Here is a 24364-nt window from a genome sequence, read left to right as displayed (position 1 = left end):
ACAACGCTCCACCCAACAACGCTCCAACGCTCCAACGCTCCACTCAACAATTAACTACTCACAACTTCCATCCAGCGCGAGGAATGAAATGAAAATTACCCAAGGCAAAATTAACGAGCTGCTCAGTGAAACCGGATGCGAACATAATAGCCAGAAACATGGAGAAAAGAAAAATAAATCTTGCACACAACAAGCACAACCAGGAGCTGCTCAAGGGGGATGCGCTTTTGATGGTGCAATGATTGCCCTAGTGCCAATTACTGATGCTGCTCATTTAGTCCACGGTCCGATCGCCTGCGCTGGTAATTCTTGGGGAAGTCGTGGTAGTCTGTCTAGTGGTCCTCAACTTTACAAAATGGGTTTCACCACCGATTTAACCGAAAATGATGTCATCTTCGGTGGCGAAAAAAAGCTCTACAAAGCCATTTTAGAATTGCAACAACGCTACAACCCGACGGCGATATTTGTCTATACTACTTGTGTCCCCGCTTTAACTGGCGATGATATCGATGCAGTTTGCAAAGCTGCGGCTGAGAAAACAGGAAAGCCTGTTGTCCCCGTAGTTTCCCCAGGATTTATTGGTAGCAAAAATCTCGGTAATCGCTTTGGCGGTGAAGCTTTATTAGAATACGTTGTTGGTACAGGTGAACCAGAGCACTCATTACTACACCTTTTGTGATATGATTTTGAGACTAATTCTAACGGATTCCCATGAGAGTTTACGGTTACGCCCGCGTTAGCACACAAGAACAAGCTGAGGAGTTTGACGCACTAAATCAACAAATAGCTCGATTAAAAACGGCAGGTGCAACGGAAGTATTGATAGATATTGAGTCGGGACGCAACGATGGGAGGAAACAGTATAACGAGTTGCTTAAGTTGGCACAACAAAACCAAGTTGACGAAATTATCATAACTCGCATCGATCGCCTGGGTAGGAGTGTTATTAGCATTCATAAGGCGATCGACATTTTCGTTAAGCATAATGTCAATCTACGGGTATTGGATGCACCTGTTGACCCCAATTCCCCTTTTGGCTGGTTTAGTATCAATCAAATGTCCGGGTTGGCAGAATTTGAATCAAGGCTGTTATCCCAGAGGATTAGGCATGGAAATAATTATTTTCGTCAACAACTAAAGTTTTGCGTTCCTCCATTTGGATATGGCAAAGACGAGAATCATCGGTTAACTCCTAATAAAAATATTCACGAAAAATCGGGGAAAACTTACTTTGAACTAGCCAAGATTATTATCGATTTAACGCTGTCGATGCGATCGCTTAAGGATGTTTGCGATTATATTTACAGCGAATATGAAGTAGTTTTTAGTGTCGCAGGCTTGCGAGATTGGGTCAAAAACCTGGCATTGCAAGGGCATACAGCTTATTTTATCAAAAAAAAAAGGTATTAATCGGGAACCAATCATAAATTTTAACACCCACGAAGCTTTAATTACCTCAGCAACAGTAGACGCAATCCAACGTAAGTTGTCAGCGAATAGGAAGTATCGGAGTTCTGCAAAATCAACCCGTGGAGATTATCCACTCGCAGGCTTAATTAAATGTGCCCATTGTGGAGGAGGTATGTATCGTAACTTTTCCCGACACAAAACAAGAACTGAGTACATGCGCTGCGTTAATTACAACAAACCTGGAAAGTATCACTGCGAAAATTCCAAATGTACCCGACTGCGGGAAATAATAGCCAAGACGATCGCTGCTTTATCTGAAAATGCACCGAATTTAATCGAGCATCTAGAAACTCAGTCAACAACAATGCAGGTCATTAATACCAAAGAAATTGAGAACTTAACCAATGAATTGTCCGTTCTGCGGGGACTTCGCAGCACCAACCCAGACATAATTCAAGCGATCGCCAAAATAGAGGTAACGATTAGTACCCTATCAACCCCCGTGAGAATTGTTGACAGGGATGCCTTTGAGAATGCCAAGAGAAAAATAACGATTGCCTCTCAAGCTACGTTTTGGGAATCATTGCATGACTCGGAACTGCAATCAGCGTTAGCTGAGTTCCTAGAGAAGGTTGAGGTGGATTCGTCGGGGACTATAACTCCTACTTTTAAATTGCCATTAACCCTATCCTCGATGCGTCCGTAGGTTTTGATGAATTCTTCGGGAGACATATTCCCAACCTTCAAGTCTCCGTAGTATCTTTCATAAGCTTCGAGTAACCTTTCGTTGAGCATTTTTAGCACTTTTTGAGAATGTGTTGAAGTCATAAAACATTCTGTAGCGATGTTTTTAGGTTATTTGTTGGCTGAAATTTTTCTGTTAGCAGCGAACGAATCAGCAGGAGCGCTTTTTTTCTCTACGAACTCAGCCAAGGTATTTGTTTTTAATTCAGCAATGCTCTGAGAGCGGCTAATAATAGAGATTGACAAAAACGTTAATTATGTGCTTACTGGCGAAATGCTGATTTATGGCTAAATATTCAGGTCTGGTTTTGGGCGATCGCATTCCAGCTATCATAGGCGATCGTATCCTTGATTCCCCTGGCGACATATTTAGTTCAAAGGTACTATAAATTCCCTCCTCAAGTTTTGGCTGGGTGCGCTTATATTTAACCTATATCAATCGCTGTAAAGGTTTGGAGTTTTGCACTCCTGACTCTAAACTCCAGTTGTCCTAATTGTGGTACAACAAGCCATAAATTAACTTTTTTTTAGTATTCCTACTGAGGGCAGATGCCAGAAATTTGTCTTAGATTTAATTAGTACAATGGCGTTCCTAAATGATAAATAAAGAAAAGTAAAAGCTTCATTTTTTTCAAATTATCGAATGTGAGAATATCTTCCAAAATAGAGTTTTTATAACTCTCAAATAAATCAAGATATGTCTTCAGCAAATTCATTAAAAATAGCTTCCAAGTAGGATATATCAACTTAAGTCAATAGCTTTGCTTGTCTTTTTCCCAGCAAGCTTCAGCTTCTCGCTGTGAAAATTATTTCACAGATATTAGATGAACTGAACAGAGCAGTATTGCATCAACTCCTGCTGCGAAAGTAGGAGATCGTTCTCATCAGTAAGTTAACAAAAAACATGAACGACTCTAGAAAAAAAGCCAATCCAAACGTGAATAAAAAACGATCAAAATCCTATCGCTCATTAGTCACAGCAGTATTAGTTGCTAACAGCTTATTCCAATTTGTAGCGCCAGTACTAGCAGAAGGAACCAAAGCGGGTGAATCTATTAGCAACACCGCGACTGCAACCTACGAAGACCCATTAGACCCAGGTACAAAAATAAATACTACCTCTAACACTGTTGTGGTGACAGTGGCAGAGGTAGCAGGTATCACCGTTACTGCATCGGGCGTTACAGATTCCACTCCAGCAACTCCAGTGTCAGTCGGCGATATAGTTAATTATAGTTACACAATTACAAACGTTGGTAACGACCCCAGCAAATTCCGTATTCCCAACTTGGCAAAAGTCACAGGTCCCGGTGTTGCTGGCACTTTGGAAGTCAGCACAGATGGTGGTACAACCTTCACACCAATCTCTGGAAGTGAATTAATTACGCTTTCTATTCCTGCTGGTGGCTCAGTTCAAGTTCGCGTACCAGTCACTGTCCAAGCTGGCGCACAAGCTAACGATATCATCAACGTTACCCTTGGTGATACCCCAGGTGACGCGCAAAACCAAGCTAGAGACCCGAATGGTGGTGACGTTTACACCGTTGATAACCCCAACGGAGGAGCTCCTGGAGAAGTTGATGGTATACCTGTAAACGGAGTCCGTGAAGCAAGTGCAACTCAGAAAGCAACCGTTAACCAGTCAGTGAAAACCTACGCACTCGCAACAGTTCTGAAAACCCGTAGCGACTACAACAACGCTGGAACCCCACTTATTGACGACGATAAATTAACCTACGGTTTAAGTCTGCGAGTTGAGTTAAATGACCCCACCGGAAATGGCATCACTCCCGCACCATTAGCTGGTACACTAGTCAAAGGCTTGGGTACGCGTATCTTAGTATCTGACGCGATTCCCGCAGGTACAGAACTTGCAGTCGCACCTACACCTCCTCCAGGTTGGCAAGCTGTATACACAATTAATCCAGTTGGAACCAACGCGAATGCTGCAACTTGGAGTTTGACACCACCTGCAAACCTCAACACAGTTACCCGCATCGGTTTTGTCAACGATCCAAGCGTTGTCACCTCCGTTGCACCTGGACAAACAGTCAATGGCTTTAATGTTCAAGTCAAAGTCAGGGCTGGAACAGCAGCACCATTAACAGTTAACAATATCGCTCAGTTATTCGGTCAAACATCTGGAGTACCACCCGTGGATACCAACGGTGATGGTGTCGCCGATAACCCGGTTTATGATGAATCCGGTGACCAAAACCCAAGTAACTACGATGGTAGGACAATTCCACCTGGTTCAACTGATACCAACACTGATGGTATTCCCGATACACCTTCAACAATTGCCGACGGCTTGATTGACACCCCTGCCGAGTTAGGCACAACAGGTACAGATACAGGTAACAATAACAGTGGTACAGGACCTGGAGGTGAAGCCAACAGCTTTGATCTCACAACACCAGTTCCATCTGCGGTTTTAAACGGTCCCGATCGCGCACCGGATGCAATTGGTCTTACAGGCAACAACGACGACTTCACCAACAAATCTTCATTCGTACCTGCCGACAAGAAACCAGGTGATACCATTGACCCATCAGGAGTAGCATTCACTAACACAGTTAAAAATAGCGGCACTGACCCCAGCAGTATTTCGCTTGTTCCCACACCACCCGCAACAGCTACTGATTTACCGGTGGATACCGTAGTCACGATTACCAACGGATCAGAATCTAAGAAGTATGTCTGGGATGGAACGACCTTTGTGTTTGACGCTGATGGCAATCCAGCAACAAAAGGCGATCAATCGCCAATCGATGCAACTACTGAATACATCACCGTTCCCAATGTTGCACCAGGTGCAACTGTGAACTACGGTGTGGAAGTTAATTTACCGACAGGTACACCATTATCTACCGACACAGCAAAAGGCTTCCCCGTACCCATTACAGCATTCATAGATGATGCAACACCTGGTCTGAGCGCTGAAACTGCGAAGAACATCACCATCGATCGCGTATACACTGGATTCTTGAAATTGCTCAAAGAATCTCGCGTACTTCCAGGAACTGGTCCTGCTGTTCAAGGAACTGACGGTACATTTAGTGTCGATCCGAAGAAACCTGCACCTGGAAACATTATTGAGTACCGCATCAGCTACAGCAATATTTCCGAAGCCCAATCCGGTACTGGTAACGTCACCCTGAAAGCTGACAAAGTAGTGATTGTGGAAGATGGAACCCTCAGCACTACTGCTGGTGATGGTAAGAATAACTGGGCAAAAGACAACGACATTAGCGGTCAAATCGATACCAGCAACATTGTTGGCACAGCGAAAGATACAGGTGCTTCAACAATTCAATTCTATAGTGGTGCGAGCGGTGCAAACTCTGCGATCGACCAAACTGGTACAACCGCAGATACCGATGTCTCCAAGTACGTGAACACTGTAACTGGTTCTGTCGCACCTGGTGAGAAGCGCGAATTTATCTTCCAACGTAAGGTTAATTAGCGATGTGCCCAATTGTAGAGACGTAGCATTGCTACGTCTCTACAACTGTTCTATCGTTCCCATAAAGAGAGACTATACCGTTTAGTTCCAAATCCTCGCAGAGACGTAGCATTGCTACGTCTCTACAAAAGACGATTTTTTACCACCAATTCCTGAACTGTATTGTTCTCTATGCAACTTCAAGACACATCACCTTATTAGCTCTAGTAAGTCTGCAATCAATCAATTAAGTATTTTCCAAATTCAAAAGGTCTTTTCTATGAAACGTAGTTATCTATTAGGATTAGGAGCAGTTGCATTAATCGCTAGTGCCCCTTTAGTTGCCCAAATACCCACAGCGAAGAATTTCTTTCAGTCGAGTGTAAACGCGCAAAACGTCCAAAAGCAACAACAAGTTAAGCTACAACTTGATGCAGAAAAACAAGTAATTGCTCAAGACCAACAAGGAAAGCAAACTAAATCCTGGCAAGCACTGAAAGGTCAAGTGACTGTACAGCCCGGAGATGTATTGCGTTACACAATTAGCGGCGAAAATATCAGCGACAAACAAGTTAAGAATTTAACTATTAATCAACCTATTCCTAAAGGCATGGAATTTGTGTTGAAGTCCACAAGTGCAGATGCTAAGAGCAATTCCAAAGTGACTTATAGCATTGATGGTGGACGCAGTTTTGTCGAAAATCCAACTGTTAAAGTAACTCTCCCCAACGGGAAAGTTGAAACCAAACCCGCACCTGCAAGTGTTTACACACACGTTCGGATGCTAATTCCTTCAGTAGAAGCGAAGAGTGTTGTTAAAGGTAGCTATCAGGTACAGGTTAAATAGGTTAACAAGATGTAGAGACGTAGCACTGCTACGTCTCTACATTCTTTTCCAACAGATGTCTAATACACGTAGAGACGTTCCGCCGGAACGTCTTTACAGGGTTTTGGGTTTTACTGCTTTTCTGAAAAACCTAAATCTGAACAACCCATATTTGAAAATATTTAACAAAAATATTTTGTTTTTTAAGTACATTTGCTAATCAAAAAAGTGGCATTTTCAAGGAGAAATATTAAGTGAATCGTCCGCAACGTCAAAAGCGAAGATATTTAGAAAGATATCTCGGCAGAAAATGGTTGCGAAGAGTGACTGCAACGATATTAATTGGTAGTATTTTGCATAGTTCTACAGGCATCACAAATGCCCAACAGACAGAAAATAAAAGTGCCCGTCCAGCAATTAATAACCAAGCAAGTTACTCTTACACCGACCCTGCCAGTAAATTAAAGTTTCAAAGTACATCGAGCCAGTTAAATGCTGTTAGTCAGCCATTACTTGACCCTCTAGGACGAATTTTAGGATGTGGTGGTGAACTTTTACCTGATTACACTGGATTTTCTGTGGGGTTATACGAACCTAATCCCAATGATCCGACGGGAACTGAGTTAGGTAATTTGGTTTCTCTGACGCGATCTGAGTTACCCGATATTCAAAATAATGGTATTCCTGGTGGACTCAAACCAAATACTGAAAACAGTAATCCGTATTTCTTAACCAACCAAGAACCACGGGGTACTTATAACTTTTTATTCGACCCAGGTAAAGGTCAAACTGCTCCAGGTAAAAGTTATATTTTGGTGATTAATCCACCACGAAATTCGATTTATATTCAACGACGCATCAAACTACAAATTATTGATAGTACGGGTGGAATTGGAAATAATATCGTTCGCTATACGGCAACATCGCTTGACGGGCAACCAATTACTACTACTGGTGGTATAAACTTTACCGATACTGTAGCTTTTGTCCCGAATGCGGAAACTGTCGGACTTGATTTATTAGCGTTGCAGTTTACGACGGGAATGTGTCAACCCAACCAAGTACAAATTATTAAATCAGGGGACAGGGCAACAGCTGAACCTGGAGATACGGCAATTTACCGTCTGTCGGTCAAAAATCTTTCCGATGTTGGTTTAAATGGCATTGTTGCTACTGATAACCTACCCTTGGGATTCAATTTTCTATCGAAGTCGGTGCGGGGTGAAATCAACGGTCAAGCTGTAAATGTTACGGCTGAACGTCAAGGTTCAACGGTAACATTCCGTACTGATACCATAGTTCCACGAGGCTTGGTTCTAAATATTGCCTATGCGGCACAACTTACCAGCGATGCTGTACGTGGTAATGGTCGGAATACGGCAATTGTCAATGTGAAACGTGTTGATAATGGTTTTGCTGCGAAGGATGGTCCGGCGATACACGAGTTAAAAATTAGACCGGGAATTACGTCGGATTGCGGTACTATTATCGGTCGCGTTTTTGTCGATAAGAACTTTGATGGGGAGCAACAATCAGGGGAACCAGGTGTGCCAAATGCGGTAGTTTTTATGCATGATGGCAATCGTGTTACTACTGATCCAAATGGTTTGTATTCTGTAGTGAATGTTCAGCCGGGAAGTCATACGGGGGTTTTAGATTTAAGTAGTCTTCCTGGTTATACTCTTGCACCTAATACCAAATTTAAAGAGCGTAATAGCCAATCGCGTTTGGTGCGGTTGGAGCCAGGTGGTACGGTACGCATGAATTTTGCAGTCACCCCCACTTTTCAGGAGGAAGGAAAATGATACATAGACTGCATATTTCATCGGAAGAACCTAATAGGGAAACAAAGTGTAGCGATCGCATTAACGAAGCCTCTCAAACAGAAGAATCTCAACCTCACGCAGAGACGCAAAGACGCAAAGAAGAGGGGAGTTTGCCTCTGTTTCGTTATGAGGTTGTGAGTGTTGCTGCTCCTGTTGAGGTGAGAGCTAAAAGCAAGCGATTCTTCTTTGGAGACGCAAAGCGATGTTCCCAAGGGGAAAAAAGCAAAGCGCGATTCTCCAAAGGAGACGCTACGCGATCGCAACTTGTGTTTATGAGTGTATTAGCTGGTGCGTTTAGTTTGGTTTTGGGTCCTAATTTTGCTAAGGCACAATCTCTCGATTCTGCTGAATCTAATCAAATATTAAAAGATAATTTATTAACGAACCACACAGACGCAGAGTACAAGGAGGAGAAGAAAGAGAAGGAGGTAATTTTAGAGGAGAAAGCTGACACAAGCTTATTTACAAATTATCAAACCAAGGATTTGTCTACTCTTGATGTTTCTCCTGAGGTTGAGTTTACACCTGTAATCACTAATTCCAGCAGTAAGTCAACGACTGAAAGACTGGAAAATGCACTCAATCGATCAAAACAAGCTATTAAACCTTTTCAACCTGCTGAGGATGTCAAGCTACCTGCTGGTTTGCAGAGATTAGCTGAGAATATAAAAGAAGAAGGTATTCCGCAGAGGAAAGAGGAAAAACAAATTTCTCCTCCTCCTTCCTCAACTCCCCTAACTTCACCTATTCCCCAAATTAAAATCCTTTCTCCTACTCCTGATTCGGTTGCTGATATTCCCGCAGCTACGGTTGTTTTACAATTCCCTGGGAATGCGAATATTGAGTTGCGGGTAAATGGTGAGTTGGTAAATCGCGACTTGATCGGACGGACGGAAACTGACCCTAGTACTAATTTGGTGACGCAGACTTGGTATGGTGTTTCCCTGAAGGAAGGCGAAAATACTATTACGGCTCAACCTGTAGGTGCCACAGAACCTGTATCTACTGTAAAGGTTGAAGTCCGGGGTGCACCAATAACTTTAACTTTGGATACTGTTGAGGCTCGTATTCCTGCGGATGGTCGTTCGGTTGCAACGGTTAAAGGACAATTGGTTGATGCTAATGGCAATCGCTCGAATAGAGATGCAATTATTACTTTAACTGCGACTTCTGGAGAGTTTGTCGGGGTTGATTTTAAACCGGATCAACCTGGTTTTCAGGTGGAAGCGAAAAATGGACAGTTTACTGCAACGCTGAAATCTGATTTGAAAGCGCAAACTGTGCGGATTCGGGCAACTACGAATGATTTGGAAGCTTATACGCAATTGCAATTTGAAACAGCTTTGCGTCCCAGTTTGGTGACTGGTGTTGTCGATTTTCGTTTAGGTGCGAGGGGAACTGATTATTTTGGCAGTTACCGCGATTTTCTGCGTCCCGATAACGATAAGAAGACTCAGTTAGATTTCAATTCATCAATTTTTGCCACTGGTGCGATTGGTGAATGGTTGTTTACTGGTGCTTTGAATACTTCACGTTCTTTAAATGAGGATTGTAATTGCGATAATCGTTTGTTTAGAACCTATCAATCTAATGAACAGAATTATCCAGTTTATGGAGATAGCTCTAAAACTGATGTTGTTGCACCTTCAACAGATAGTGTGTTCCTGCGGTTTGAACGTTCTGCAAGGATTCCTGGTGCAGCACCTGACTATGCGATGTGGGGTGATTACAATACTGAAGAATTTGCTCGCAGTTCGCAACAGTTTACTGCTGTAACCCGTCAGTTGCATGGTTTTAAGGCAAATTACAATTTAGGAAACTTCCAAATTACAGGTTTCTACGGTAATAATGTTCAAGGATTCCAACGTGACACGATCGCACCTGATGGAACGAGTGGTTTTTACTTCCTTTCTCGTCGGATTTTAGTTCCTGGTAGTGAAAATGTTTTCTTGGAGTTGGAAGAACTCAACCGTCCGGGGACTGTATTAGACCGCAAGCAATTAAATCGTGGTGCTGATTATGATATTGATTACGACAGAGGAACCGTTTTATTCCGGGAACCGATTCTGCGAACTGATATTGGTAAGAATGGTGAAGTCTTAGTCCGTCGGATTGTCACTAGCTATCAATATGATAGTCAGGATTCTAATAGCAATATTTATGCGGGACGTTTGCAATATAATTTTGCACGGGGTTTAAGGAATGAAAGTTGGTTAGCTGGAACTTATTTAAGAGAAAACCAAGGTGTACGCGATTTTGAGCTAATTGGTGCAGATGCTTTAATTTCCTTCGGTTCTCAAGGTAAATTCATTGCCGAATTTGCGCGATCGCGTAACAATTCCGAATTGATGGGGGATGTTAGCGGTGATGCGTACCGTTTGGAAGCAGAAGGAGAAATTTTCACAGGTTTACAAGGACGTGCATATTACCGTTTTGCCGATACCGGATTTGCAAATAATGCGACAATTAGTTTTGTTCCCGGACAGACTCGCTACGGTGCACAATTAACTGGTAAACTCTCGGCAAGTACGAATTTACGCTTGCAATACGACCACGAAGACAACTTTGGCATTGCACCGCAACCATTAAATACCTTTGAAGACTTATTTACACCCCGCATCGAAGCAGTTCCTGGTAGCAAAGTCGATAATTCCCTGACAACCATATCTGCGGGTGTGCAACAAAGATTTGGTGGTAGCATCTTTGATTTTGATTGGATTCATCGAGATAGAAAAGACAATATTCCCAACAGTGCATTAAGCAGTAAATCAGACCAACTGCGATCGCGTCTCACTGTCCCAATTGTTAATAATCTCACCTTCCAAGCACAAAACGAACTTACCCTATCTTCCGAAAAAGACACCGTTTACCCCGACAGAACCGTCTTAGGTTTAAACTGGGCAGTACTTCCGGGAATTAATCTTTCTCTAGCGCAACAGTTTTACAGCGGGGGACAGTTTGCAGGTAACTCCATCACCTCCTTCAGCGTTAACGGAGAACACAAACTCGGTAGTGACACCACAATTACGGGACGCTATTCGATATTGGGAGGAGCAAACGAACTCACAACCCAAGGTGCGATCGGTCTCAACAATAAATGGACAATTTCCCCAGGTTTGCGTCTCAACCTCGCTTACGAACACGTTTTTGGTAACTTCCAAGCACGTAACGCAACCGGACAGCAATTTGCCCAACCCTTCACCGTCGGACAAGCAGCTTCCTCCATCGGCTTTAATGGTGGCGATAGTTACAGTGTTGGCTTAGAATATTCTGACAATCCCAACTTCCAAGCAAGCGCTAAATACGAACATCGTAGCTCTTCAGCAGGTGGAAATACCGTAATTACCGCAGGGATAACAGGCAAAATATCACCCGCGCTCACCGCATTAGCTCGTTACCAACAAGCAAATGCATCAAACCAGAGATTAACAGGATTAGGCGATATTGCCAACCTCAGATTTGGTTTAGCATATCGTGACCCCAATAATGATAAATTTAACGCTTTATTACGGTACGAATATCGCAAAAATCCCGCCATCATCCCCGATACAATTTTCCTCGGTAGTGGCACGGGTTCCGAAGACCACACATTTGCTGCTGAAGCCATTTATGCACCCAATTGGCAATGGGAATTCTATGGTAAATATGCCCTCCGCAACAGCACCTCATACTTAGCAAGCGATTTAATCGGTAGCACCAGCGTTAATTTAGCACAAATGCGACTTACGTATCGTCTAGGATACAGCATGGATTTAGTTGGTGAGGCAAGGTGGATTGGTCAATCAGACAACACCGAAACCGGATTTGTTGTGGAAACAGGTTACTACCTCACCCCAAACCTGCGACTTTCTGCTGGTTACGTCTTTGGTAAAGTCGATGACCGGGACTTCTCAGGTACCCGATCTGCCGGAGGTGCATATTTAGGACTAACGGTTAAGCTGAACGAACTATTTGACGGATTTGGACTCCAAAAACGTCCACCCAGGCAGCAAAAAGAATCACTAGTCCAAGCTCTGCTAAAACACAAAAATCAAACTAGTTCGCAGCAACCCAAAAGTGAGGGTATAGGGATATGAAGCACCAGGAAAATAAGGAACCTCTCCCTGACTTTGACACAAGTCAAAGTCGTCCCTCCCCTACGAGGGGAGGGAAAAAGACATCTGACAGCGTAGCTCTTGTGAGGGGAGGGAGTAATACAAAAATATTATATTCCCCCTTCCTTACGAGGGAAGGGGATGCGATGACGCAAGTCAGCGCTGGGGTTAGGTCTGTATTCAGTGGCAAAATGAAAGAACGACTTACTTTATTTGTTCTTCCTTACTTCTTATTCGCTTTCATCCCCAACGTTGCTACAGCACAAACTCAAAATTCTTTAAAAATCACAGTTAACAGCAACGCAGACGAAATAAAACCCGACGATCGCTTAACATTCCGAGAAGCGATCGCACTCACCAACAATACCCTAGCGCTAGATAAACTCACCCCCAGCGAAAAAGCGCAAATTCAACCAGCAACGGTCAATTCCCGCATTGAATTTAACCTACCCCCAGAACAAACAACAATCCAACTAACCGAGATATTACCTGCTTTAAAATCAGAAGGTACTATCATCGATGGAACAACCCAACCAGGATACGACACCACACAACCCGCAAACGCAAAAGATTTCGTCCCCGCATTACCCACACGTCCAGTCGTCGCAATTACCCCCGCACCTGGAAAAGAAGTATTTCGGGGATTATCTATAGTTGCAGATAACATTACCATTCGCGGATTAAGTTTATACGGCTTTACTTCAAAACATCAAATCACTGCAAGTCTCCCACCTGCTGATATATTCATCGCATCCAGCGACATCAAAAACCACACCAACCCACCCAAAAACGTAGTTATCGAAAACAACTGGTTGGGAATAACACCCGACGAAAAAATGCCGGAAACCCCATCTGCATTTGGGGTATCGGTATTTAATGCAGTGGGGACAGTTATTAAAAATAATCGCATATCATACCACGATGGAAGCGGAATTATTACCGGGTTTCGTGGGGAAGAAACGCAAATTATCGAAAACGTGATTATTGGTAACGGTTTAGCGGGAATGCCAGATGCTATCCGCTTGGATGGCAAAGTCAATAAATCGGAAATTCGTGCAAACTTGCTTTGTGCAAATGATGGTAGTGGTGTATTTCTATTCAAACCGGAAGGTGCAGTAGAAATTAAAGATAACGATATCAGATACAACGGAAGACGCTTGCGACGTGCAGCAGTTTATTTGATGGGAAGCGACCACAAAGTCAGCAATAATCAAATCACCAACCAAGCAGGTTCAGGTGTAGTTGTCACAGCATTTCCTCCCGGTGGTTCCTTTCATCAGGGTGCATCAGTTCGCAACTTGATTGAAAACAACCGCTTTGCCAAATTAGAAGGACTCAGCATCGATTTAAACACAGTTGGAAATGTTGACGTCCAAGACTTTCAAAGAGGAGACGGAAAAAATCCCAAAAGAAACTCAGAAAATCGTCGCTTAGATACAGGAAATGCAGCGATTAATTCACCAGAATTTCTCTCAACAGAATTTTTTAACATCAACGGCAAAATTCATATTGATGGAACTGCCGAACCTGGTTCAGAAGTACAAATTTATCAAGTCGCTGAAGGTGCATTAAATAAAGTTATCGCAACCGTGAAAGCAGACGAAAAAGGTAAATTTGCAGCGACATTAGAAAACCTGCAACCAGGAGATATGGTGAGTGCGATCGCAACTAACCCCAAATATGGCACCTCCGAACCAGCATACTCGGCTTTGGTGACATCAACCAACCCCGAAGAAACGGCTCAAGTTCGCAAAAATGCCGAACTTCTAGAAAACCCAAATGTACTAACAAACCCCACAGGAGAAGTTCCCAACTGTACAACACCCAAACCACCCGAACCAACTCCCGAACCAACTCCCGAACCGACCCCAGAACCGACCCCAGAACCAACTCCCGAACCCATCCGTTTGCGTGTTCCCAATAATATTCACTATGCGCTAGATAAAGACTTTATTAGCGCTGAAAGTGGAAAAGTTCTCGATAAAATCGTTGCAGTTATGCAGCAATATCCAACAATTGTCATTGAACTGCAAGGACATACAGATTCTCGCGCTAGCGATGCTTACAACCAAAATTTAGCATTCCGACGCGCTATAAATGCGAGGAATTATCTAATTAAAAAAGGCATTGCACCGGAGAGAATGACACTTCGTTCTTTTGGGGAAAGAAAATTAAAAACACCTGGTAGAGATAGAGTTGAACATGCTTACAACCGTCGTGTTGAAGTGATGTTCTTCGATATTCGCGGTGTAGAAATTATTTTGGAAAGTCAGGATGAGGATTTGCAAATAGAACGGTAAAAAATGTAGAGACGTAGCAAAAATAATGTAGAGACGCGAAATTTCGCGTCTCTACAGAACACGACACAACACGAACAATTCCAACCATGAGACGTAGCACAAAAATAATCTAGAGACCTAGCAAAAATAATGTAGAGACGCGAAATTTCGCGTCTCTACAGAACACGACACAACACGAACAATTCCAACCATGAGACGTAGCACAAAAATAATCTAGAGACCTAGCAAAAAATAATCTAGAGACGCGAAATTTCGCGTCTCTACAGAACACGACACAACACGAACAATTCCAACCATGAGACGTAGCACAAAAATAATCTAGAGACCTAACAAAAAATAATCTAGAGACGCGAAATTTCGCGTCTCTACAGAACACGACACAACACGAACAATTCCAACCATGAGACGTAGCACAAAAATAATCTAGAGACCTAACAAAAAATAATCTAGAGACGCGAAATTTCGCGTCTCTACAGAACACGACACAACACGAACAATTCCAACCATGACCAAACCAAAATTTAAGGGCAAATATCGAATAGAATCCACCCGTCTCCCGAACCGGGACTATGCAGCCAATGGTTGGTATTTTGTAACAATCTGCACTAAAGATTGCTTTGATTATTTCGGTCAGGTCATGTCAGGTGAGGTAAAAGTTTCGGAAATAGGAGAAATTGCCCAAAAATATTGGGTAGAAATTACCAATCATTTTGAATATACCCAAATTAATGCATACGTAATTATGCCCAATCACGTCCACGGTATTGTCGTTATTGATAAACCCACAGATGTAGAGACGCGAAATTTCACAGATGTAGAGACGCGAAATTTCACAGATGTAGAGACGCGAAATTTCACAGATGTAGAGACGCGAAATTTCACAGATGTAGAGACGCGAAATTTCGCGTCTCTACAAAAACCAGTGGATGAATCGAATAAATTTGGACCCTTAAAATCAGGTTCCTTACAAGCAATCATTCATGCCTACAAATCTGCTGTAACCCGTCATTGTCGTCACAACAATTATGACCATTTTGCATGGCAATCCCGGTTTTACGAACATATTATTCGTGCTGATGGTTCATTAGACAGGATTCGAGAATATATCATCAATAATCCTGCCAAATGGGAACATGAAAAAAATAATTCTGCAAATTTATGGATGTAATGTTCACGTCTAGATGTAGAGACGCGAAATTTCGCGTCTCTACAAAGCGAAAGAATGACATTTAAATTAAGTGAATTTACTGGCAATTTTTCCCCTTTCGTGTGGGAATACTATTGTCGTAAACATTTTTTATCCGCTTTGAATCTTCTGTAAATTTAGGAAACTCAGCATTATTACTTGCAAGTTATGTATTTTTATTGGAACTAAATCATGAAATCTTTATTTAAAAATTTAAAAGCGATCGCTCAACCTGCTGGCAAAAGTATTCCAGGCATGAGTGTTTCCCTGTGTACCTCCTTACTAACTATTAGTGCTAGTGTTGGAATTGGCGTTACTTTTAATCCAGAACGCAGTTTGGCAGGTGCTTGTGCGGGTGTCTATTCCAGTAGATCTGGTGTACCGACAACAAGTCAAAGTCAAATTGGTTACTACAACTCCATCTCAAAAAGTTATGTAAACGTCGCTACTTACAATGGTGGTGGCAACATTAATGCGATCGCCTCCCAACCATCAACCGGCAATCTATTTTTCGTGAATCGGCTTACAGGCAAAACAGTTGTTTACGATGTAAATACAGGCAGTCAAACCACTCTAACAGGAACTCTTCCTGCTCCCACAACAACTATTATTGGTGCCACGTTTGATTCCAGTGGCAAATTATATGTTTATTACTCAAACAGAACATTAATTGAAGTCAATCCAGCTACAGGCAGCCAGACAGGCTCCACAATAGCTATTAGTGGTATTCCTGGGAATAATGATAGTGCCAGCAGAACTACTAATGGAGATATTGCGATCGGCACTGACGGTGTTCTTTATGCGGTTGGTGACACCAGCAGCAATGCTGGCAGCTACACTTCCCAGCTTTATTCAATTGCTGTTTCTGGTACTACAGCCACAGCAACACCAGTTAATGGAAGCAATCTGATTACAGGAGTTAGTGGTGCTGCGGTTAATGGTCTAGCGATCGACCCATCTACAAATAAATTTTACATCAGTACTAACAACGGAACTTATGAGTTGGACTTCGCTACCAAAGCTGGAACTCTACTCACTAATGCTGTCGGTACGAATGACTTAGCTGCTTGTGGTTCCCCAAAACCGGATTTACCCACCATTAATAAGGCATTTAGTCCAGACACCGTAACAGGTATACCAGCGACTAGTACTCTAACGTTGACTTTGGGTAATACAAACTCAGTTCCCATTTACCTAATACAAGCATTAACTGATAACTTTCAATCTGGTTTAACTGTTAGTACTCCTAACGGGTTAAGCGGTACTTGCACAACTATTCCGGGAAATACAGTCACAGCAACCGCAGGAAGTGGTTTAATTAGCTTAAATGATGGGTTCAAAATTCCTGCTGGTGGTTGCACCGTTTCTGTCAATGTCACAGCTAATAGTGCAGCTACTTATACGAACAACATTCCTGCTGGAGCTTTGAAGACTTTCGTCGGTGACAACGCTAATGCTGCTAGTTCTACTCTTCTAGTGGCTACTATTACTACTAGCACTGTTTCCGGTACACTCTACCAAGACACCAACCCCCAAGACGATACCTTCAATAATGGTGAACCCACCCTACCTGCAAATGTTACTGTTACCCTTTATCAAGATACGAACAACAACAATGTCATAAATACTGGTGAGCAAATTGCAACCACTACAACTAACGCTAGTGGTCAATATACTTTCACCAATGTCACCAACGGCAATTACAAAATCAAAGTCGATACCAGCGATACTGATATTCCTGCTGGTTACACCTTGGGTACACCTAATGATACTGCTATTACAGTGAGTGGAGCAAATGTCAGCAATATCAACTTTGGATTTGACTCACCTCCACCCACACCAATCAGTAGCGGCTATTGTGAATCACCATACAATGAAGTCTATTCAGGACAAACAGGTAACAAAATATTTGCAGTTCATGGACTTACAGGTGCAACGATACAGCTGACTGGCAGTGCGATCGCAAGTACAGTAAATTCCCTAGCTGCCGACCACAATAATCACTTAGTCTACTATGCAGAGGGGACATCTGTTTACGCATGGGATGCAATTAATAACACGCATATCACCATTACCAACAACATTCGCTCATTCAACTCATCACTACCCACAAATAGCACCCTATTGAGTGCGGGTGGTGCAGCATTCTACAATGGCTCATTATATCTCGGCGTTGATCCACCACAAGCAGGGGTCTTTGAGATTTACAAAGTAAATTTCGTCCCTGGTAGTAATGGACGTACCATCCAAAGTGTGACTCCCTTAAATATTAATGGAGCAGGGAAGGCAAACGGACAACTCAACGATGGTGACTGGGGCGATTTTATTATCAGTGATAATGGCGTGATTTTAGGTTCCAGTGGTGGTACGGCAAAATACTGGAGTTTTGACCTCAACAGCAATACCTTTACTGACCTGGTAGACAATATTCCTCAGTCTTCCCAATTAGCAAAAGATGGCACAGGAAGACTTTGGGCATTCCGTAATGGTACTAGTAGTGTCGTGGAAATCCAAATTGTTGGCAATGCGATTCAAACTGTAGGCACTCCAAATTCTACTAGTCCTCACAGTAGTGCTGATGCCGGGGAATGTGTGACGGGATTATCTAGCATTGGCGATCGCGTTTTCAATGACACTGATGGTGATGGAGTTGAAGATGCTGGTGAAGGAGGCTTTGCTAATGTCACGGTTGCTCTCTACCGTGATATTAATGGCAATGGTGTGATTGATGCAACTGATCCACAACTTGCTATTCAAACTACCGATGCCAATGGTAATTATGATTTTACAGGTTTGATTTTTGGTAATTACATCGTCAAGGTAACAGATACTAATCAGGTGTTGACGGGTAAAACTATCACCACTGGTACGAATACCAAAGCTGTTAACTTACCCACTGGCATTCAAGACTTTAACAATGCTGACTTTGGATTTAACCAACCTGTTGCCAGTAACCCGAATGTAGTGTTGGTGAAGCGGATCACCACCATTAATGGGTCATCCTTTACCGACCTGATCGATGGGGTGAAAGATGCCAACTCTCCCAACTATGTACCAGAACCTCACGATATTGATGATAATAACACCAACTGGGCAAGTAATTACTTGCAAGGTCTACTCAATGGTGGCACAGTTCGTCCTAAAGATGAAGTTGAGTATACCATCTACTACTTGTCCGCAGGTGACACAACGGCTAACAATGTTTTGATATGCGATCGCGTTCCTGATAATGCCACTTTCATCCCGACTGCATTTAATAGTTTCCCCACCAAAAATACAACTGGTCTTCCAGGTGGCGATCGCGGTATCATTTGGCAAAACAATGGTGCAACTGAATCCCTCACCAATACCAGCGATGACGATACAGCAGAATATTTATCCCCAGGTGTTGACCCCACGATTAAGTATCCTGGTATCAAATGCGATGGTTCCAATACCAACGGTGTTGTCGTTGTCAAGTTGGGAAATCTACCAAATGCAACTGCACCAGGTACACCAATTGGTTCTTACGGGTTTATCCGCTTCCGGGGCAAGGTGAAATAGAGTCTGCAACAATTAATTGCATAATAACCATTAGACATCTCCGAAAATTAAATATGCGTTATCCAAACCCCAAGAGACGCGAAATTTCGCGTCTCTACATTGTTTTCCAACAGATGTCTATTAGACATCTCCATAAAAAATGTAGAGACGTAGCACTGCTACGTCTCTACAAGGGTTTCGGGCAACGCATAATTAAATTCTGGAGATGTCTATTAACGATAGGACTCATCAACCATTGCATTTATGATGTAGCACTAAGCGCTAACCTGAACCGGAGTATACAACACCATTAGACATTAATCTCATCGGTGAATACAACATCGCTGGGGAAATGTGGACAGTTCTGAAATTATTTGAAAAACTCGGCATCCGCGTTTTGTCAAAAATCACTGGTGATGCTCGCTACGAAGAAGTTTGTCACGCTCACCGTGCCAAACTGAATGTAATGATTTGCTCGAAAGCGCTGCTCAACATGGCAAGAAAAATGGAGGAGCGTTACGGCATTCCTTACATTGAAGAGTCTTTCTACGGTGTAGATGACATGAACCGCTGCCTGCGGAACGTTGCCGAAAAGCTGGGGGATGAAGATTTAAAACAACGCACCGAAAAGCTGATTGCCGAAGAAACTGCCGCTTTAGATTTGGCACTAGCTCCTTACCGCGCTCGACTCAAAGGCAAGCGAGTTGTACTTTATACCGGAGGCGTAAAGAGTTGGTCAATTATCTCCGCAGCTAAGGACTTGGGGATCGAAGTTGTTGCTACCAGTACTAGAAAGAGTACGGAAGAAGACAAAGCCCGAATCAGAAAGTTGATCGGTAACGATGGCATCATGATGGAAAAGGGCAACGCTAAAGAACTGTTGCAATTAGTTAAAGATACGAAAGCTGATATGTTAATTGCCGGCGGTCGCAACCAATACACCGCTTTGAAAGCGCGAATTCCTTTCTTAGATATTAACCAAGAACGCCATCATCCTTACGCTGGTTATACAGGGATGGTAGAGATGGCAAGAGAACTGTATGAGGCTCTCTACAGCCCTGTGTGGGAGCAAATCCGCAAACCTGCACCGTGGGAGACTGGAGACATGGGGACAAGGGGACAAGGAGGACAAGGGGGACTGCGTGATCAAGGGGGAATTTCTTCCTTGTCTTCCCCCTCTCCCCCTCTCCCACTCTCCCCCTCCTCCCCTGCTTTATTGGAGGGATTGTAATGGCGATCGTTACTGTTCCTAACAAATCACTGACTGTTAATCCCCTGAAGCAAAGCCAAGCTTTGGGTGCATCTTTAGCCTTTTTGGGATTAAAGGGGACAATACCTTTATTCCACGGTTCCCAAGGCTGTACTGCTTTTGCGAAAGTTGTTTTGGTGCGACATTTCCGAGAAGCGATTCCCCTTGCGACGACAGCGATGACGGAAGTCACTACCATTTTGGGTGGTGAGGAGAATGTCGAACAGGCAATTTTGACGCTGGTGGAGAAGTCAAACCCAGAAATCATCGGTTTATGTAGCACTGGTTTGACGGAAACTAGAGGGGATGATATTGAGGGTTTCCTGAAGGATATCCGCAAACGTCATCCAGAATTGGATCGTCTTGCGATCGTTTTTGCCCCGACACCAGATTTTAAAGGTGCGCTACAAGACGGTTTTGCTGCCGCAGTTGAAAGTATAGTAAGAGAAGTTCCCACTGAAGGTATCACCAAACCAGACCAAATCACGATTTTGGCGGGTTCTGCTTTCACTCCAGGGGATGTACAGGAAGTAAAAGAGATTGTCACTGCCTTTGGACTAAAGCCGATCTTTGTACCCGATCTTTCCGCTTCATTAGATGGTCACTTAGATGATTCTTATAGTGCCATCACAGGTGGTGGTACGACTCTGGCAGAATTGCGACAAATAGGTAGTTCGGCGTTTACTTTAGCGCTGGGTGAGAGTATGAGGGGTGCCGCAGAGATTTTACAACAACGGTTTGCTATACCTTATGAGTTGTTTAGTGAACTGACTGGTTTGGAAGCGATGGACGAGTTTTTACAAGCTTTGTCAGACCTTAGTGGTGTTAGTGTACCAGAAAAATATCGCCGCCAACGCCGTCAGTTACAAGATGCAATGTTAGATACGCACTTTTATTTTGGTGCGAAGCGTGTTTCTTTGGCGTTAGAACCGGATTTACTTTGGTCTATAGTGCGTTTTCTGCAATCGATGGGGACGCAAGTACATGCTACGGTGACGACAACGCGATCGCCTTTATTAGAAAAAATGCCGGTAAAAAATGTAACTATCGGTGATTTGGAAGATTTTGAGGAGTTAGCGGTAGGTTCTGATTTGCTGATGGGTAACTCGAATGTGAAAGCGATCGCGCTTCGTCTCGATATTCCTCTTTATCGTTTGGGTATCCCCATTTATGACCGCTTGGGTAATGGTCAGTTTACCAAAGTTGGTTATCGAGGCACTATGCAGCTTTTGTTTGATATTGGCAATCTGTTTTTGGAGCAGGAAGAGTCAAGGGTTATTGGTCATTAGACAAGGTGCATAAATCTTAGTTTCTCACGCAAAGGCGCAGAGGCGCAAAGAAGACAAAATGAAAATTGCTTTCACGACTAGTGATAGGGTTCATATTAATGCTCACTTTGGTTCGACAAAGGAAATCGATGTTTATGAAATCTCTGATGAGGGATATCATTTTGTCGAAACTCTGAAGTTTGCGGGTGATTTGAAGGAGGATGGGAATGAGGATAAGTTAGCACCAAAGCTTGAGGCTTTAGCTGATTGTACGATTGTTTATGTGACGGCGATCGGTGGTAGTGCAGCAGCTCGATTAATCAAGAAAAATGTGACACCAATTAAAGCGCGATCAGAAGAAGAAGAGATTGCTGAGGTGTTGAATAAGTTGGTGACAACTCTCAAAGGAAATCCCCCACCTTGGCTGCGTAAAGCCTTACAACAAAAAACCTCTAATTTTGAAGATGAATTGGAAGAGGAAGCAAAGGTATGACTGTAAATAATAGTCTTAATGGAACCGCTCAAAGCGAGATTTTAAACGCACCTTTCCTGAAGACATTAATCAGCCAAATCCGTGGTCAAGATAGCTATGGATTTTACCGTAATTGGACTGATGAATTGATTTTGAAACCTTTTGTTGTTACTAAACAAAAGAAACGCGAAATCTCTCTTGAGGGTGAAGTCGATCCGGCAACTCAGGCACGGATTATGGTATTTTTTCGAGCTATAGCTGCCAGTATTGAAAAAGAAACAAATCTCATTTCTCAAGTTGTGGTTGATTTGAACCATGAAGGATTTGGCTGGGTGCTAGTATTTTCTGGTCGTCTTTTGTTAGTTAAAAGAACTTTGCGTGATGCTCACCGCTTTGGCTTTGACTCTTTAGAGAAGTTAGCAGAAGAAGGAGAACAACTAGTAGCAAAAGGGCTGGAATTAGCGAAAACTTTTCCCGAAGCTAGCAACCTGTAACAAATTAGGTAGAGACGTTCCGGTGGAACGTCTGTACGGGAATTAGGAGTAGAGACGTTCCACCGGAACGTCTGTACGGGAATTAGGATTAGAGACGTTCCACCGGAACGTCTCTACGGGAGGCTTTTGTATAAATGGAGATGCTTATGGCGCAAGTGGAAGAAACAAGTGTTGAGGAGCTAAAAACTCAAATTAAACGCCTCAATAGTAAAGCAGGTCAAATGAAGATGGATCTGCACGATTTAGCTGAGGGTTTACCCACAGATTACAAAACACTTATGGATGTTGCTGCGAGTACTTATGAAATATATCGTCAGTTAGATGAACTGAAGCAACAAGTAAAGAAATTGGAGCAGCAAAAATGAACACCAATCTTGAACAATTCAATAAAATTGTTGATGCTGAGGAGTATTTTGAATTTTTTCAACTCCCTTACGACCAACAATTTGTAAATGTGAATCGTTTGCATATTTTAAAAAAGTTCTCTCAATACATGAAGGAAATTGATAGCAATTCTCCTGATTTAAGTGTAGAAGATAAACTAAAGCAATATTGTGAGGCTTTGCAAAAAGCTTATCAGCTATTTGAGGAATCAACACCCCAAGAACAAAAGTTGTTCAAGGTGTTTAACGATAAGCCGAAAAATGTAGTCACGCTGACAGAAATCACGTCTGATTAGGAGGTAAAAATTGGTTAACCTGACGCCTACCGAGTTAGAACGTTACAGCCGCCAAATGATGCTCCCTAATTTTGGCGAACTGGCTCAGAAGCGCCTTAAGTCAGCGACTGTTCTGGTTACAGGTGTGGGGGGATTGGGTGGTACGGCAGCGCTTTATTTAGCAGTAGCGGGTGTCGGACGGCTAATCCTAGTCCGGGGTGGCGATCTGCGACTTGATGATATGAATCGTCAGGTTCTCATGACGGATGATTGGGTAGGTAAGCCAAGGGTATTCAAAGCACAGGAGACTTTGCAAGCCGTTAATCCTGATGTCCAAGTGGAAGTAGTTCATGATTATATCACCCCAGAAAATGTGGATTCGCTGGTGCAATCGGCAGATATGGCTCTCGATTGCGCTCATAATTTTACGGAGCGCAATTTGCTAAATGAAGCTTGCGTGCGCTGGCGCAAACCGATGGTAGAAGCGGCTATGGACGGGATGGAGGCTTATCTGACGACGATTATTCCTGGTGTGACTCCTTGTTTGTCTTGTCTGTTCCCGGAAAAACCTGACTGGGATCGCCGTGGTTTTTCTGTTTTGGGTGCTGTTTCTGGGACATTGGCTTGTCTGACAGCACTGGAAGCTGTCAAGTTGATCACTGGGTTTAGTCAGCCTTTGTTGTCCCAATTGCTGACAATCGATTTTACCAGGATGGAATTTGCCAAGCGCCGTTCTCACCGCGATCGCTCTTGTCCGGTGTGTGGTAACAATGCACCTTGGCGATATGTGCAGTCCCAAGATATGGAAACTACCAGTATCGGGACTAGGGACTAGGGAAAGGGGGACAGGGGGGACAGGGGGGACAAGGG

Annotated in this window: 17 protein-coding genes; all 17 read left to right on the top strand. The window is 43.1% G+C overall.

The window, feature by feature from the left end; genetic code table 11:
• The first annotated feature begins 88 nt into the window (after positions 1-88).
• Positions 89-679, top strand: a complete 591-nt coding sequence (locus OGM63_RS28295; RefSeq protein WP_263749067.1) for a nitrogenase component 1 — start codon at positions 89-91, stop codon at positions 677-679.
• A 32-nt stretch (positions 680-711) separates the two neighbouring features.
• A complete protein-coding gene (locus tag OGM63_RS28290; protein WP_263749066.1) occupies positions 712-1410 on the top strand; it encodes a recombinase family protein in 699 nt (232 codons plus the stop codon).
• Positions 1328-2116, top strand: a complete 789-nt coding sequence (locus OGM63_RS28285) for a recombinase zinc ribbon domain-containing protein (protein ID WP_263749065.1) — start codon at positions 1328-1330, stop codon at positions 2114-2116. The genes OGM63_RS28290 and OGM63_RS28285 overlap by 83 nt, the downstream gene beginning before the upstream one ends.
• A gap of 975 nt (positions 2117-3091) precedes the next feature.
• Positions 3092-5620 (top strand): DUF7925 domain-containing protein, encoded by a 2529-nt coding sequence (locus OGM63_RS28280; protein WP_263749064.1) that lies wholly within the window; start codon positions 3092-3094, stop codon positions 5618-5620.
• A gap of 259 nt (positions 5621-5879) precedes the next feature.
• The gene (locus OGM63_RS28275; RefSeq protein ID WP_263749063.1) at positions 5880-6446 is read left to right on the top strand and encodes a hypothetical protein; all 567 of its coding nucleotides are present in this window, start codon (positions 5880-5882) and stop codon (positions 6444-6446) included.
• A gap of 233 nt (positions 6447-6679) precedes the next feature.
• Positions 6680-8230, top strand: a complete 1551-nt coding sequence (locus tag OGM63_RS28270; protein WP_263749062.1) for a DUF11 domain-containing protein — start codon at positions 6680-6682, stop codon at positions 8228-8230.
• Positions 8227-12327 carry a TonB-dependent receptor gene (locus OGM63_RS28265; protein WP_263749061.1) on the top strand — a complete coding sequence of 1367 codons (4101 nt, stop codon included), beginning with the start codon at positions 8227-8229 and terminating at the stop codon, positions 12325-12327. The genes OGM63_RS28270 and OGM63_RS28265 overlap by 4 nt, the downstream gene beginning before the upstream one ends.
• A 164-nt stretch (positions 12328-12491) precedes the next feature.
• Positions 12492-14645 (top strand): OmpA family protein, encoded by a 2154-nt coding sequence (locus OGM63_RS28260; protein ID WP_263749060.1) that lies wholly within the window; start codon positions 12492-12494, stop codon positions 14643-14645.
• Between the two features lie 505 nt (positions 14646-15150).
• Positions 15151-15813, top strand: coding sequence for a transposase (locus OGM63_RS28255; protein ID WP_263749059.1), 663 nt, complete (start codon positions 15151-15153; stop codon positions 15811-15813).
• Positions 15814-16023: 210 nt separating this feature from the next.
• A complete protein-coding gene (locus tag OGM63_RS28250) occupies positions 16024-19374 on the top strand; it encodes a beta strand repeat-containing protein (RefSeq protein WP_263749058.1) in 3351 nt (1116 codons plus the stop codon).
• A 331-nt stretch (positions 19375-19705) separates the two neighbouring features.
• Positions 19706-20584: a nitrogenase component 1 gene (locus tag OGM63_RS28245; RefSeq protein WP_375340533.1), complete on the top strand. Its 879-nt coding sequence runs from the start codon at positions 19706-19708 to the stop codon at positions 20582-20584.
• Entirely contained in the window at positions 20584-21891 is a 1308-nt protein-coding gene (gene nifN / locus OGM63_RS28240; protein ID WP_263749056.1) for a nitrogenase iron-molybdenum cofactor biosynthesis protein NifN, read from the top strand. Before OGM63_RS28245 ends, nifN begins: the two co-directional genes overlap by 1 nt.
• Positions 21892-21949: 58 nt before the next feature.
• The gene (nifX, locus tag OGM63_RS28235) at positions 21950-22363 is read left to right on the top strand and encodes a nitrogen fixation protein NifX (protein ID WP_263749055.1); all 414 of its coding nucleotides are present in this window, start codon (positions 21950-21952) and stop codon (positions 22361-22363) included.
• A complete protein-coding gene (locus OGM63_RS28230) occupies positions 22360-22836 on the top strand; it encodes a NifX-associated nitrogen fixation protein (protein WP_263749054.1) in 477 nt (158 codons plus the stop codon). The genes nifX and OGM63_RS28230 overlap by 4 nt, the downstream gene beginning before the upstream one ends.
• Positions 22837-22982: 146 nt before the next feature.
• Entirely contained in the window at positions 22983-23201 is a 219-nt protein-coding gene (locus tag OGM63_RS28225; protein ID WP_039753371.1) for a CCE_0567 family metalloprotein, read from the top strand.
• Entirely contained in the window at positions 23198-23515 is a 318-nt protein-coding gene (nifW, locus tag OGM63_RS28220; protein WP_263749053.1) for a nitrogenase-stabilizing/protective protein NifW, read from the top strand. Before OGM63_RS28225 ends, nifW begins: the two co-directional genes overlap by 4 nt.
• A gap of 10 nt (positions 23516-23525) precedes the next feature.
• A complete protein-coding gene (locus OGM63_RS28215) occupies positions 23526-24329 on the top strand; it encodes a HesA/MoeB/ThiF family protein (protein ID WP_263749052.1) in 804 nt (267 codons plus the stop codon).
• Positions 24330-24364 lie beyond the last annotated feature (35 nt).

Source organism: Plectonema radiosum NIES-515, assembly GCF_025753815.1.
Lineage (GTDB): Bacteria > Cyanobacteriota > Cyanobacteriia > Cyanobacteriales > Nostocaceae > Hassallia > Hassallia radiosum_A.
Note: the sequence above shows the minus strand (reverse complement) of the source record. Positions and strands in the feature narration are given on the sequence as shown.

Coding starts and splice junctions, on each gene's coding strand:
- nifX (WP_263749055.1), top strand. CDS start 21,950: ATGAAAATTGCTTTCACGACTAGTGATAGGGTTCATATTAATGCTCAC.
- nifW (WP_263749053.1), top strand. CDS start 23,198: ATGAACACCAATCTTGAACAATTCAATAAAATTGTTGATGCTGAGGAG.
- OGM63_RS28255 (WP_263749059.1), top strand. CDS start 15,151: ATGACCAAACCAAAATTTAAGGGCAAATATCGAATAGAATCCACCCGT.
- OGM63_RS28250 (WP_263749058.1), top strand. CDS start 16,024: ATGAAATCTTTATTTAAAAATTTAAAAGCGATCGCTCAACCTGCTGGC.
- OGM63_RS28275 (WP_263749063.1), top strand. CDS start 5,880: ATGAAACGTAGTTATCTATTAGGATTAGGAGCAGTTGCATTAATCGCT.
- OGM63_RS28230 (WP_263749054.1), top strand. CDS start 22,360: ATGACTGTAAATAATAGTCTTAATGGAACCGCTCAAAGCGAGATTTTA.
- OGM63_RS28245 (WP_375340533.1), top strand. CDS start 19,706: ATGTGGACAGTTCTGAAATTATTTGAAAAACTCGGCATCCGCGTTTTG.
- OGM63_RS28265 (WP_263749061.1), top strand. CDS start 8,227: ATGATACATAGACTGCATATTTCATCGGAAGAACCTAATAGGGAAACA.
- OGM63_RS28290 (WP_263749066.1), top strand. CDS start 712: ATGAGAGTTTACGGTTACGCCCGCGTTAGCACACAAGAACAAGCTGAG.
- OGM63_RS28260 (WP_263749060.1), top strand. CDS start 12,492: ATGACGCAAGTCAGCGCTGGGGTTAGGTCTGTATTCAGTGGCAAAATG.
- nifN (WP_263749056.1), top strand. CDS start 20,584: ATGGCGATCGTTACTGTTCCTAACAAATCACTGACTGTTAATCCCCTG.
- OGM63_RS28295 (WP_263749067.1), top strand. CDS start 89: ATGAAAATTACCCAAGGCAAAATTAACGAGCTGCTCAGTGAAACCGGA.
- OGM63_RS28225 (WP_039753371.1), top strand. CDS start 22,983: ATGGCGCAAGTGGAAGAAACAAGTGTTGAGGAGCTAAAAACTCAAATT.